The organism is Pseudomonas sp. ASL4, from assembly GCF_056680395.1.
This window is the reverse complement of sequence record NZ_CM155280.1, coordinates 734312-747785: the sequence shown is the minus strand read 5'-3', so window position 1 is coordinate 747785 and position 13474 is coordinate 734312. Positions and strand designations below refer to the sequence as shown.

Here is a 13474-nt window from a genome sequence, read left to right as displayed (position 1 = left end):
TTAGCAAGCGGGAGCCTTGCGGCTCCCGCTGCGGCTTACCAGGTTTGGGTGGCCTTGAACTTCTCGATACCGGCTTTCATGCCAGCGTCGATTTCGTCATTGAAGTCACCCTTCACGTTGATCTTCGCCATCAAATCGGCGTGATCGCGGTTGAAGAAAGCAATCAGCGCTTGTTCGAAGCTGCCGATCTTGGCGATTTCAACGTCAGTCAGGAACCCACGCTCAGCGGCATACAGCGACAGCGCCATGTCAGCAATCGACATTGGTGCGTATTGCTTCTGCTTCATCAGCTCGGTAACGCGCTGACCATGCTCAAGTTGCTTACGGGTCGCTTCGTCCAGGTCAGAAGCGAACTGGGCGAATGCCGCCAGTTCACGGTACTGAGCCAGAGCGGTACGGATACCACCGGAGAGCTTCTTGATGATCTTGGTCTGAGCGGCACCACCCACACGGGATACCGAAACACCGGCGTTCACAGCAGGACGGATCCCGGAGTTGAACATGGCCGATTCCAGGAAGATCTGACCGTCGGTGATGGAAATCACGTTGGTCGGAACGAACGCGGAAACGTCGCCAGCCTGAGTTTCGATGATCGGCAGTGCGGTCAGGGAACCGGTTTTGCCGGTCACTGCGCCGTTGGTGAACTTCTCTACGTATTCTTCCGAAACGCGGGATGCGCGCTCCAGCAGACGGGAGTGGAGATAGAACACGTCGCCTGGGTAAGCTTCACGGCCTGGTGGACGGCGCAGCAGCAGGGAAATCTGGCGGTAAGCCACTGCTTGCTTGGAAAGATCGTCATAAACGATCAGCGCGTCTTCACCGCGGTCGCGGAAGAATTCACCCATGGTGCAACCGGAGTACGGTGCCAGGAATTGCAGTGCTGCAGATTCCGAAGCGCTCGCTGCAACGACGATGGTGTTAGCCAGTGCGCCGTTTTCTTCCAGCTTGCGAACAACGTTGGCGATGGTCGATTGCTTCTGACCGATCGCTACGTAGACACAGAAAATGCCGCTGTCTTTCTGGTTGATGATCGCGTCGATCGCCAGAGCGGTTTTACCGATCTGACGGTCACCGATGATCAGCTCTCGCTGGCCACGGCCGACTGGGATCATGGCATCGACAGCCTTGTAGCCAGTCTGTACAGGCTGGTCTACCGACTTACGCCAGATCACGCCTGGAGCAACTTTCTCGACCGCATCGGTCTCGGTGTTGTTCAGCGGACCTTTGCCATCAACTGGGTTACCCAGTGCGTCGACTACGCGACCCAGCAGTTCCTTACCAACCGGAACTTCGAGGATGCGGCCAGTGCACTTGGCGCTCATGCCTTCAGCCAGAGACTGGTAGGAGCCCAATACAACAGCGCCTACAGAGTCTTGCTCAAGGTTGAGGGCCATGCCGAAGACGCCGCCCGGAAACTCGATCATCTCGCCGTACATTACGTCGGCCAGACCGTGAATCCGCACGATACCGTCAGATACGCTGACGACAGTGCCTTCGTTACGGGCTTGGGAGGTCACATCGAGCTTGTCGATGCGGCCCTTGATAATTTCACTTATTTCGGAAGGATTGAGTTGCTGCATTGCTCTGCTGCCCCTTCAAACTCAAGATTTCAATGCTTCGGCAAGATTCGCGAGTTTGCCGCGAATCGAGCCATCGATTACCAGGTCGCCGGCGCGAATGATGACACCACCAATAAGGGCGGCATCCTCCGCAACTTGCAGGCGCACTTCCCGGTTGAGTCGTGCACTGAGAACCTTGGCGAGTTTGTCTTGCTGTTCTTGGTTCAATGCGAAAGCACTGGTGACTTCAACGTCTACCGATTTCTCTTGTTCGGCCTTGTACAGGTCAAACAGAGCGGCGATCTCCGGCAACAGCGGGAGACGGTCGTTTTCGGCAACGACGTGAATGAAGTTCTGTACCTTCACATCAAACTTGTCGCCGCACACGTCAATAAACGTGGCGGCCTTGTCTGCGCTCGTCAGTCGCGGGGCCTTGAGCACGCGCTGCATGGTGTCGTCTTGCGACACTGCTGCAGCCAGGCCGAGCATGGCTGACCAAGAGGCCAGTTGCTGGTGGGCCTGGGCGTGCTCGAAGGCTGCCTTAGCGTAAGGTCGGGCCAACGTGGTCAATTCTGCCATGATCGCCCTCGCTTAAATTTCAGCAGCCAGTTTGTTTACCAGCTCCGCGTGCGCGTTTTGATCGATTGTGGCACCCAGGATCTTCTCGGCGCCGCCAACGGCCAGTGCACCCAATTGGGCACGCAGCGCGTCTTTGACACTGTTCAGTTCCTGCTCGATCTCGGCCTGAGCCTGGACCTTCACACGGTCAGCGTCGATACGGGCTTTTTCAACAGCCTCTTCAACGATCTGGTTACCGCGTTTCTTGGCTTGCTCAATGATTTCGGCTGCCTGAGCTTTCGCTTCGCGCAGTTGCTGACCCGCTTTATCTTGGGCCAGCTCCAGGTCGCGAGCTGCTCGGGCGGCAGCGTCCAGTCCATCCGCGATCTTCTTCTGACGTTCGTGCAAAGCCGCGATGACCGGAGGCCACACGAACTTCATGCAAAACAGTACAAAAATGAAGAACGCAACGGACTGGCCAATCAGGGTTGCATTAATGTTCACGCCAACACCTCGCTCGTTCGTTGCACATCACACCAATTACTCGAAGGTTCGAGTAATTAGCCAGCGAGTTGACCAACGAATGGGTTCGCGAAGGTGAAGAACAGAGCGATACCAACACCGATCATGGTTACGGCGTCGAGCAGACCGGCAACGATGAACATTTTGACTTGCAGCATTGGAACCATTTCTGGTTGACGCGCTGCGCCTTCCAGGAACTTGCCGCCCAACAGGCCGAAACCAATTGCGGTACCCAGTGCGCCCAGGCCGATCAACAGTGCAACAGCGATAGCGGTTAGACCAACTACAGTTTCCATCTTTCCTCCCGACTTTTACGTCGTATGGTTTAGGTTTTTTAGATTTTAAAGCGGTAAAACAAATCGTTTCATAAGCCCTGTTCGGGCACCCACTCGTTTGACCGAGTGGGACATCAGACTAGTCGAGACTGGTCTTAATGGTTCTCTTCGTGCGCCATCGACAAGTAGACGATGGTCAGCATCATGAAGATAAACGCCTGCAGGGTGATGATCAGGATGTGGAACACAGCCCACGCCCACTGCAGAACTACGCCCAGGCCGCTAAGCCAGAGCAGACCGCTGCCGAACATCACAGCAATCAGAATGAAGACCAGTTCGCCGGCATACATGTTGCCGAACAGACGCAAAGCCAGGGAAATCGGCTTGGCGATCAGTGTCACGAACTCCAGCAGGAAGTTCACCGGGATCAGCAGGGCTTGAACGAAGATGTTCTTGCTGCCAAACGGGTGCAGGGTCAGTTCGCCGATGAAGCCGCCGATGCCCTTGACCTTGATGCTGTAGAAAATGATCAGCGCGAACACCGACAGGGCCATGCCCAGGGTAGCGTTCGGGTCAGTGGTCGATACGGCACGGAACGGAATGTGCGCATCACCAGTGACAAACATGGCCAGGTGAGGAATCCAGTCGACCGGGATCAGGTCGATGGCGTTCATCAGGAAGACCCAGACGAAGATGGTCAGTGCCAGCGGTGCAATCACCGGGCTACGGCCATGGAAGCTGTCTTTCACGCTGCCATCGACGAATTCGACCAATACTTCAACGAAGTTCTGCAAAGCACCAGGTTGACCCGAAGTCGCCTTCTTTGCCGCCATGCGGAAAATCAGTACGAAGATCAGACCCAACGCGACCGACCAGCCGAGGGTATCGACGTGGAAAGCCCAGAAGCCCATTTCTTTGGCCTCTGCTGCGGTGTGAGCAAAGCCCCATCCGCCGTTAGGAAGATGCCCGAAGGTCAGGTTCTGCAAGTGGTGCTGGATATAGCCCGAAGCGGTTGTTTCTGCCATGGTTGCCTCAAACGCCCTAAGGTCTCGAAAGTCTTGTTCTCATCAGCAGGGGCGAAAACCAGCTGACCAGTTGGGTCAACACGAAGACGCCGAATACAGCTAACGGCGCCAATGGCTTTACACCTGCAAACGTCAATGCAAAGAGCACTGCCGTCAAAATCAGTTTGCCCGCCTCGCCGGCATAAAAAGACCGGACGATAGCTTGAGCTGCTCGGGCGCCGGAAAACCGAAATGCCCTATGAGCGAAATAAACATTGGGTAACAAGGCTATCAGGCCTCCGCAGAGTCCTGAGTACCCGGCAACGACTCCGTGCCATTGCCAGAGCGCCAAAGCGGCAATGAGCAAAACGACAAATTGAGCCATTAACACCGGAAAAACTGCCAGGCGATGGAACGGCAAGCGGTTTGGCGTGCGGGTTTCCATCACTTCTTCCCCCCAATGGTCGGCTGCCAGAATTCAATAACTTGGCATAATTTGTGCCGACAAAATGCGCGCAGAGTATAGGGGCGGTTCAGCCCCTATTCAACTGTCAGGTAGTGATTTCCGACTGCGCGCTACATGAGGAAATGTTTCAGCGGATATGTGCAAGCACGCCTTGAAGCTCGTCGAGAGAGTTGTAACCAATCACCAACTGACCTTTGCCCTTCTTTCCGTGGCGGATCTGCACCGCAGAGCCTAGGCGCTCGGCCAGGCGCTGTTCGAGTCGAGCGATATCCGGGTCCGGTTTAACCGGTTCAGCAGGCTCTTGTTTACCCCCCAACCACTGGCGAACCAGTGCTTCGGTTTGGCGCACGGTCAGCCCACGTGCGACAACATGTCGCGCCCCTTCAACCTGTTGATTCTCCGGCAAACCGAGCAAAGCACGTGCATGACCCATTTCCAGGTCGCCGTGGGACAGCATGGTTTTGATGACTTCCGGTAACGCGATCAAGCGTAGCAGGTTAGCCACGGTTACCCGGGACTTACCCACAGCTTCGGCGACTTGTTGCTGAGTCAGTTGGAATTCCTGCTGCAAACGCTGCAGGGCAACCGCTTCCTCGATCGGATTGAGGTCTTCGCGCTGGATGTTCTCGATCAGTGCCATGGCGATGGCGGTTTCATCCGGCACATCGCGAACCATCGCCGGGATGGTTTCCTGGCCAGCCTGCTGGCTGGCACGCCAGCGGCGTTCGCCAGCGATGATTTCAAAACGACCGCCACCAATCGGACGAACCACGATCGGCTGCATCACACCCTGGGCCTTGATCGACTGCGCCAGTTCTTCAAGCGCCTGAGGATCCATGTCTCGACGCGGCTGGTACTTGCCGCGCTGGATCAGGTCCAGGGGCAGGTGTTGCAACTCACGCTGATCGGCTTGTACCGCTTGCTCTTCGAGCGAGCTGACAGTCGGACCACTCAGCAGTGCATCCAGTCCACGTCCGAGACCTCGTTTCTTGACGGCCATGGGGATTCCTTAAGTTGCCTGAGCGGCGGCGGTGCGTGAGTTTTTGCGTTGACGGCGAACCACTTCGCCCGCCAATGCCAGGTAGGCGATGGCGCCGCGCGATGATTTATCGTACGCCAGCGCCGGCATGCCATAGCTTGGCGCTTCGGCCAGGCGGATGTTGCGGGGAATCACGGTGTCATAGAGCTGCTCGCCAAAGTGTTCCTTGAGCTGAGCCGAGACATCGTTCATCAGGCTCAGGCGCGGGTCATACATGGTCCGCAGCAGGCCTTCGACTTTCAGGTTCGGGTTCAGCAGTTCGGCGATGCGCTTGATGTTATCCACAAGGTCGCTCAAACCTTCCAGTGCGAAGTACTCACACTGCATGGGGATAATTACCCCATCGGCTGCGACCAATGCGTTCAGGGTCAGCATCGACAGCGACGGCGGGCAGTCGATCAAAATGTAATCGTAGTTTTCACGGATCGGCGCCAACGCACTGCGCAGGCGGCTTTCCTTCATCTGCATTTCCAGCAGAACCACTTCGGCCGCAGTCAAATCGCGGTTGGCCGGCAACAACTGGTAACCACCGTGTTCGGAGAAGTGCATGGCCTGGGCCAGGTCGCATTCACCGATCAACAGGTCGTAGACTGAGTTTTCCAGGCCGTGTTTATCCACACCGCTACCCATGGTGGCGTTGCCCTGTGGATCGAGATCGATCAACAGCACCCGGCGCTTGGTAGCGACCAGGGAAGCTGCGAGGTTGATGCAGGTGGTGGTCTTGCCCACACCACCCTTTTGGTTCGCTATCGCGAATACCTTAGCCATTCTTGCTTGTGTTCCCAATCATGCCGTGCGGCGCAGTATCAGCAGATGGCGTTGGCCTTGGCAACCAGGTACGGCCAGGGCGTGTTCGCTATCGAGGTGGAAGTCTGCCGGCAATGCTACCAGCTCATCGGCGGGATGAACGCCCTTCATTGCCAGCCAACGTGTATCGCGGTCGCCGAGGTGGCGAGTCCAGTTGCTGAAGTTCTCCATGCTGCTGAACGCCCGGGATATGATCCCGTTGAAGGGCAGTTCTGGCCGGAATTCTTCGACGCGACTGTGGATAACTTGCAGGTTATCCAGTTTGAGTTCGAGTTTGACCTGGGTCAGGAAGCGGGTTTTCTTGCCATTGCTGTCCAGGCAGGTGACCTGGGACTCTGGAAACAGGATGGCCAACGGAATACCCGGCATGCCGCCACCGCTACCCACGTCCAGCCAACGACCGTTTTCGACAAACGACATCACGCTCAAGCTATCGAGCAAATGACGGGACACCATTTCGTCCGGATCGCGCACGGCGGTCAGGTTGTAGGCCTTGTTCCATTTGATCAACAGGGCCAGATAACCCAGCAGCAACGCGTGCTGGGTTTCTGTCAGTGTGACACCGAGCTGGCGAGCGCCTGTGGATAACTCTTCTGCGTGTTTCGAGGTGACCAACGAACTCAAGCGCTTTGCTCCAACTGACGGCCCGCGCCGCGTTTTTTCAAATGAATCATCAACAGCGAAATGGCTGCCGGGGTTACGCCCGGGATACGCGACGCCTGGCCCAGGGTTTCCGGACGGGTCGCACCGAGCTTGCTCTGGATCTCTTTGGAGAGACCGGAGATGTTCGTGTAATCGATATCCACAGGCAGTTTTGTATCTTCGCTGGCCCGCAGACGAACGATTTCATCCTGCTGGCGATCGATGTAGCCGGCGTACTTGGTCTTGATTTCGACCTGTTCTGCGACCTGTGGATCTTCTGCACCACCGCCAGTCACGGCGATCAGACCAGCGTAGTCGATTTCCGGACGGCTCAGCAGGTTGAGCAAGTTGTATTCGTGAGTCAGCGGTGTGCCGAACTTTTCGGAAATTGCATCGCCCTGCTCGGTGCCCGGGCGAACCCAGGTACTTTTCAGGCGTTGCTCTTCGAGATCGATGCTTTCGCGTTTCTTGCAGAACGCTGCCCAACGCGCGTCATCGACCAGACCGAGTTCACGACCTTTTTCGGTCAAGCGCAGATCGGCGTTGTCTTCGCGCAGGATCAGGCGGTATTCGGCCCGGGACGTAAACATCCGGTACGGTTCCTGGGTACCCAAAGTAATCAGGTCGTCGACCAACACCCCGATGTACGCCTCATCGCGACGCGGGCACCAGGCATCTTTGCCCTGCGCGCGCAGTGCGGCGTTGGCCCCGGCCAGCAAACCCTGGGCGCCGGCTTCTTCGTAACCGGTGGTGCCGTTGATTTGCCCGGCGAAGAACAGACCGCCAATGACTTTGGTTTCCAGGCTGTATTTCAGGTCACGCGGGTCGAAGTAGTCGTACTCGATGGCGTAGCCCGGACGAACGATGTGCGCGTTTTCCATGCCGCGGATCGATTGAACGATCTGCAATTGCACGTCGAACGGCAAGCTTGTGGATATCCCGTTCGGGTACAGCTCGTGTGTGGTCAAACCTTCGGGCTCGATGAAGACCTGATGGCTGTCCTTGTCGGCAAAGCGATGGATCTTGTCTTCAATCGACGGGCAATAACGCGGGCCAATGCCTTCGATCACGCCGGAATACATCGGCGAACGATCAAGGTTGGCAGCAATGATTTCGTGAGTCCGGGCGTTGGTGTGGGTAATCCAGCAGCTCACCTGTTTCGGGTGCTGCTCTTTGGAACCCATGAACGACATCACCGGGATCGGCGTATCGCCTGCTTGCTCGGTCATGACCGAGAAATCCACAGAACGACCGTCGATACGCGGCGGGGTACCGGTTTTCAGGCGACCAACGCGCAGTGGCAATTCACGCAAACGGTGAGCCAGGGCTATCGATGGCGGATCACCGGCGCGACCGCCGGAATAATTCTGCATCCCGATGTGGATAAGTCCACCGAGGAAGGTGCCTGTGGTCAACACCACGGAATCGGCGAAGAAACGCAGACCCATTTGGGTGACAACACCACGCACTTGTTCCTGTTCGACGATCAGGTCGTCGGCGGCTTGTTGAAATATCCACAGGTTGGGCTGGTTTTCCAGGGCTTCGCGGACAGCGGCCTTGTACAGAACCCGATCGGCCTGAGCGCGAGTCGCTCGCACGGCCGGGCCTTTACGGCTGTTCAACACGCGAAACTGAATACCACCCTTATCGGTAGCCATGGCCATCGCGCCGCCGAGGGCATCGATTTCCTTGACCAGGTGGCTTTTGCCGATCCCGCCAATGGCAGGGTTGCAACTCATGGCACCGAGGGTTTCCACGTTATGCGTCAGCAACAGGGTTTTTGCCCCCATGCGTGCTGACGCCAGTGCTGCCTCGGTACCGGCATGACCGCCGCCGATGACGATCACTTCAAAACGGGAAGGGAAATCCACCACGCACCTCGTGCCTGCTTAAGTAGGTAATTCAGGAATAGTTTGAGCCCGGTTTCTGGACCCGGTCGGCAAGTATAGGGACTTCGCCCTTCCTAAAGAACCCTTTGCACAAAATTTAACCAGCTGTGGAGAAGTCGGGGTTATAGAAATTAAAAAGAGAGAAATTTATTAAATCTTTGTTTTTATGTTTATTTCTACTGAGCACCATTTCTGTGGATAGATCTCTACAGGCCTTTACTTTCAATATGTACAGAGATTCAAAACCCTGTGGTCATGTGCCAAGGAGGCCCTTGGATAACCGGTTTAAGCCTGTGGATGAAAGGGGTGGTTATCCACAGAGGGGTTTATCTTCAGTTTTCAGGCCCTGTTATCAACTGCCCTTAGTGGCAGTTATTCACAGGGCTTAATCCACAGAAAAGCTTCGAATGAGGGAATTCCGGACACGGGAAATCCGCTCAAGCAGAAAAAATCTGCTTAGCACTCGGGGAAAGTTTCAGAAAAGGAGGGAACAGACAGGCGCGAATGGCCTGTCTGTGAACAGCGGAAGGACTATTTACCGATACAGAAGCTGGAAAAGATCCGTCCCAGCAGGTCATCGGAGCTGAAAGCACCGGTGATTTCGCCCAAAGAGTGCTGCGCCTGACGCAGATCTTCGGCCAATAACTCACCGGCACCCGCGAGCGTCAGCTGAGCTCGACCGTGCTCGAGGGACGCACTGGCATGTCGCAACGCCTCCAGGTGACGCCGGCGTGCGCTGAAGCTGCTTTCAGAGGTCTGCTCGTAGCCCATGCAAGTCTTGAGGTGTTCACGCAGCAACTCAAGGCCCTCGCCTGCCGACTTGGCACTCAGGCTGATGGTGACATGACCATCCTCACTGACTTCCAGGGCAATCGCTTCGCCCGTCAGGTCAGCCTTGTTACGGATCAACGTCACTTTGGCCGGGTCTGGCCGGGTTTCGAGGAATTCCGGCCACAACGCAAACGGATCAAGCGCTTCCGGGGCAGTGGCATCAACGACCAGCAACACCCGATCAGCTTCACCGATGGCTTTCAACGCACGCTCAACGCCGATTTTTTCCACCTGGTCATCGGTATCCCGCAGACCTGCAGTGTCGATCACGTGTAACGGCATGCCATCGATGTGGATATGTTCGCGAAGAATGTCCCGGGTGGTGCCGGCGATCTCGGTGACGATCGCCGCTTCACGACCGGCCAAGGCATTCAGCAGGCTGGATTTGCCGGCATTCGGCCGGCCGGCAATGACGACGTTCATCCCATCCCGCAACAAGGCACCTTGCCCGGCTTCGCGAAGGACTGTGGATAATTCATCGCGTACTTTGTCGAGCATGCTCAACACGTGGCCATCGGCGAGGAAGTCGATTTCTTCTTCCGGGAAGTCGATGGCGGCCTCAACGTAGATACGCAAACCGATCAATTGCTCAGTGAGGTTATGCACACGCTGAGAAAACGCACCTTGCAAAGAACGCAGGGCATTTCGCGCAGCTTGTGCAGAACTTGCCTCGATCAAATCGGCAATCGCCTCAGCCTGGGCCAGATCGAGTTTGTCGTTGAGGAAGGCGCGCTCGCTGAATTCACCCGGCCGGGCCAAGCGGCAACCGAGTTCCAGGCAACGCTTGAGCAGCATATCCAGCACGATCGGGCCACCGTGGCCCTGAAGTTCCAGCACATCTTCGCCAGTAAACGAGTTCGGTCCCGGGAAATACAGGGCGATGCCTTCGTCCAGCACCTCTTCGTTTTCACTGAGGAACGGGCCGTAATGGGCATATCGCGGTTTCAGTTCACGACCGCTGATGGCTTTGGCCGCCACACTCGCCAGCGGCCCGGAAATACGGACGATGCCCACACCGCCGCGACCTTGGGCAGTGGCGACGGCGGCGATGGTTTCACGAGGAACGCTCATAAACCGGTATCCAGACAAAAGTGACAGATAGCAAAACGCCCCACTAGGGGGCGTTTTGAGTGGTTATCCACAGAGTAAGTTACGCAGCGGCTTTTTTGGTAGCAGCTTCGATCTTACGCGTGATGTACCACTGTTGGCTGATGGACAGGCAGTTGTTGACCACCCAGTACAGCACCAGACCAGCCGGGAACCACAGGAAGAAGAAGGTGAAGATGATTGGCATCAGCTTCATCACCTTGGCCTGCATCGGATCCGGAGGAGTCGGGTTCAACCGCTGCTGGATGAACATGGTTGCACCCATGATGATCGGCAGAATGAAGAACGGGTCCTTGATCGACAGGTCAGTAATCCACAGCATGAACGGCGCTTGGCGCATTTCAACGCTTTCCAGCAGAACCCAGTACAGCGAAAGGAAAACCGGCATCTGCACCAGGATTGGCAAGCAGCCGCCCAGTGGATTGATCTTCTCTTTCTTGTACAGCTCCATCATGGCTTGGGACATTTTCTGCCGGTCGTCGCCATGTTGCTCTTTCAGCGCGGCCAGTTTCGGTGCCACTGCACGCATGCGCGCCATGGATTTGTAGCTGGCTGCTGACAGCGGGAAGAAAATCCCTTTGATCAGCATCGTCAGGAAGATGATCGAGAAGCCCCAGTTGCCGACGATCGCGTGGATGTGTTGCAGCAGCCAGAAGATTGGCTGGGCAATGAACCACAGAATGCCGTAGTCGACGGTCAATTCCAGACCTGGGGACAACTCTTTCAGCACAGCCTGGCTTTTCGGGCCGGCGTACAGAACAGCGCTGACTTCAGCTTTTGCACCAGGTGCAACGGTCAATGCCGGTGCGGTGTAGCCGATGATGTAGTTGCCTTTGCTGTCTTTACGGGTCTGGACGACGTTGCTTTCGCCCTTCGCCGGAATCCACGCGGTCACGAAGTAGTGTTGCAACCAGGCAACCCAACCACCGTTAACGGTTTCTTTCAGCTGACCCTTGTCCATGTCCTTCATGGACACTTTTTTGTACGGCTCGTTACTTGTCCACAGGGCGGCGCCCAGGTAAGTCGCGGTGCCAGTAGCAGTGCTGGACGAAGGATCGGAGCTGGCGTCACGCTTCAGTTGCGCGAACATCGCACCGGACCAAGGCTTGGCGCTTTCGTTGTCGATCAGGTAGGAAACGGTTACGTCATACAGGCCACGTTTCACAGTGAAACGCTTGATGTAGTTGACGCCGTCCTTGCTGAACTTCAGGTCCACGACCAATTGGTTCTGGCCGTCGGCCAGTTGGTAGATCTTCTTCTCCGAGGAGTAAACCGGACGACCGGTTGGACTTGCGTCCGGACCGTCGGTGCCGATCAAGCCGCTCTGGGCCAGATAAGTCCGCTCGTTGCCGTTATCGAACAACTGGAATGGAATTTCCGGATGGTCCTGGCGACGTGGATACAGCGGCAACGTCAACTGGGCAACATCCCCACCTTGTGGATCGATAGCCAGGTTGAGCACATCCGTTTTGATCTGGATGAGGTCTTTGCTTACAGCTACCGGAGTTTCAGTAGGTGCAGTGGCACTGGTATCGCTTGCAGCGCGTGGAATGTCGTCACTGACAGAAGCATTATTGCCAGTCGCCGTGTCCGGTAGGCCCGGTGCGGTAGTACTGGAAGCAACATTCTGAGTCGGCAGGGCAGCCTGGCCATAGTCCTGGTTCCATTTAAGAACCATAACGTAGGTCACGATTGCCAGGGCGACGATCAGGATCGTGCGTTTGATATCCATGATTACTCGGCCATCGAAGAAGAACGGGAGGTAGGGATAGGCGGAACCGGGTCAAAACCACCGGGATTCCACGGATGACAGCGACCTAAACGACGAAAGGCCAGCCAGCCACCGCGCAGAAGGCCATGATTTTCTATGGCTTCTAACGCGTAGCAGGAACAACTGGGGTAGAAGCGACAGTGGTCAGCCATCAGGGGACTAATGGCATAGCGGTAAAACTGGATCGGAACGAGTGCCAGTTTACGCATCGGGTCTGTCTACCCCTACAGTCTCGGCTTTGACTGCTGGTACTGGCGTGCTGCGTGCCAGACGCTTCCAGAGTTTGCCGAAATGCTGAATCAATTCGGGGTTTTCTACGTCCCCCAAACCTTTGCGCGCGACGATAACTATGTCCCAGCCGACCAGCGAATCCTGGTTCAGGCGAAACGACTCGCGCATCAGACGTTTGAGGCGATTGCGCTCGACGGAGAGCTTTACGCTCTTTTTCCCGATTACCAACCCGAGACGGGGGTGATCAAGATCGTTGTTGCGCGCAAGGAGCAGGAGGTTTTTCCCCGGAACCTTGCCGGTAGGGGAGTCAAAGACTGCTTTGAAATGCCGGGGCGTAAGCAAACGCTTGTCCCGACTGAAGTCCTGACTCACCTCCAGTGCCGGATTATCAAACTGCCAGACGCGCACGACCTTTGGCGCGACGACGCGACAGGACGGCACGACCGTTTTTGGTAGCCATGCGAGCACGGAAACCGTGGGTACGAGCGCGTTTGATAGTGCTTGGTTGGAAAGTACGTTTCATTGTCGTGTTACCTGGTTCGTCCACAACGGGCCGGAATGGCCCCCGTTTTAAGAGACCGGGGATTCTAGAGAAAGCAAGCCTCTAGGTCAATTTCCAACCAGCGTTTCCTTATAAATAGATCTCCAGGGGTTTTCTCGTTGGACGGTCCTTCGCTAGATATAGAAATAAAGAAGGGAATTATTTAAAGCTTTTTTATAAAGCTTATAAAAGCTAGGGGCACCATCCTCTGTGGATAACTACCTTAAGCCCT

General features: G+C 56.1%; 15 protein-coding genes. All 15 read right to left on the bottom strand.

What is annotated here, in order from left to right; genetic code table 11:
* Positions 1-35: 35 nt before the first annotated feature.
* Entirely contained in the window at positions 36-1580 is a 1545-nt protein-coding gene (atpA, locus tag AC1MEW_RS03255) for a F0F1 ATP synthase subunit alpha (RefSeq protein ID WP_008007884.1), read from the bottom strand.
* A gap of 21 nt (positions 1581-1601) precedes the next feature.
* The gene (locus tag AC1MEW_RS03250) at positions 1602-2138 is read right to left on the bottom strand and encodes a F0F1 ATP synthase subunit delta (RefSeq protein WP_201199223.1); all 537 of its coding nucleotides are present in this window, start codon (positions 2136-2138) and stop codon (positions 1602-1604) included.
* Positions 2139-2150: 12 nt separating this feature from the next.
* A complete protein-coding gene (locus tag AC1MEW_RS03245) occupies positions 2151-2621 on the bottom strand; it encodes a F0F1 ATP synthase subunit B (RefSeq protein WP_008027535.1) in 471 nt (156 codons plus the stop codon).
* 56 nt (positions 2622-2677) lie between these two features.
* Complete coding sequence (atpE, locus tag AC1MEW_RS03240) at positions 2678-2935, bottom strand: F0F1 ATP synthase subunit C (RefSeq protein ID WP_002555987.1); 258 nt, start codon at positions 2933-2935, stop codon at positions 2678-2680.
* A 134-nt stretch (positions 2936-3069) separates the two neighbouring features.
* Positions 3070-3939, bottom strand: a complete 870-nt coding sequence (gene atpB, locus AC1MEW_RS03235; protein ID WP_201199225.1) for a F0F1 ATP synthase subunit A — start codon at positions 3937-3939, stop codon at positions 3070-3072.
* A 16-nt stretch (positions 3940-3955) separates the two neighbouring features.
* Positions 3956-4363, bottom strand: a complete 408-nt coding sequence (locus AC1MEW_RS03230; RefSeq protein WP_201196051.1) for a F0F1 ATP synthase subunit I — start codon at positions 4361-4363, stop codon at positions 3956-3958.
* Between the two features lie 148 nt (positions 4364-4511).
* Positions 4512-5384 (bottom strand): ParB/RepB/Spo0J family partition protein, encoded by an 873-nt coding sequence (locus tag AC1MEW_RS03225; protein ID WP_201196050.1) that lies wholly within the window; start codon positions 5382-5384, stop codon positions 4512-4514.
* 9 nt (positions 5385-5393) lie between these two features.
* Positions 5394-6191 carry a ParA family protein gene (locus AC1MEW_RS03220; protein ID WP_201196049.1) on the bottom strand — a complete coding sequence of 266 codons (798 nt, stop codon included), beginning with the start codon at positions 6189-6191 and terminating at the stop codon, positions 5394-5396.
* An 18-nt stretch (positions 6192-6209) separates the two neighbouring features.
* Positions 6210-6854, bottom strand: a complete 645-nt coding sequence (gene rsmG / locus AC1MEW_RS03215) for a 16S rRNA (guanine(527)-N(7))-methyltransferase RsmG (protein ID WP_322270067.1) — start codon at positions 6852-6854, stop codon at positions 6210-6212.
* Complete coding sequence (gene mnmG / locus AC1MEW_RS03210; RefSeq protein ID WP_201199228.1) at positions 6851-8743, bottom strand: tRNA uridine-5-carboxymethylaminomethyl(34) synthesis enzyme MnmG; 1893 nt, start codon at positions 8741-8743, stop codon at positions 6851-6853. The genes rsmG and mnmG overlap by 4 nt, the downstream gene beginning before the upstream one ends.
* A 549-nt stretch (positions 8744-9292) precedes the next feature.
* The gene (gene mnmE, locus AC1MEW_RS03205; RefSeq protein WP_201199229.1) at positions 9293-10663 is read right to left on the bottom strand and encodes a tRNA uridine-5-carboxymethylaminomethyl(34) synthesis GTPase MnmE; all 1371 of its coding nucleotides are present in this window, start codon (positions 10661-10663) and stop codon (positions 9293-9295) included.
* 79 nt (positions 10664-10742) lie between these two features.
* Positions 10743-12431 carry a membrane protein insertase YidC gene (yidC, locus tag AC1MEW_RS03200; RefSeq protein WP_322270068.1) on the bottom strand — a complete coding sequence of 563 codons (1689 nt, stop codon included), beginning with the start codon at positions 12429-12431 and terminating at the stop codon, positions 10743-10745.
* 2 nt (positions 12432-12433) lie between these two features.
* Positions 12434-12679, bottom strand: a complete 246-nt coding sequence (yidD, locus tag AC1MEW_RS03195) for a membrane protein insertion efficiency factor YidD (RefSeq protein ID WP_073636650.1) — start codon at positions 12677-12679, stop codon at positions 12434-12436.
* Positions 12672-13073, bottom strand: a complete 402-nt coding sequence (rnpA, locus tag AC1MEW_RS03190) for a ribonuclease P protein component (RefSeq protein WP_480427177.1) — start codon at positions 13071-13073, stop codon at positions 12672-12674. The genes yidD and rnpA overlap by 8 nt, the downstream gene beginning before the upstream one ends.
* A 16-nt stretch (positions 13074-13089) precedes the next feature.
* On the bottom strand, positions 13090-13224 hold the full coding sequence (gene rpmH / locus AC1MEW_RS03185) for a 50S ribosomal protein L34 (protein ID WP_003213577.1): 135 nt from the start codon (positions 13222-13224) through the stop codon (positions 13090-13092).
* Positions 13225-13474 lie beyond the last annotated feature (250 nt).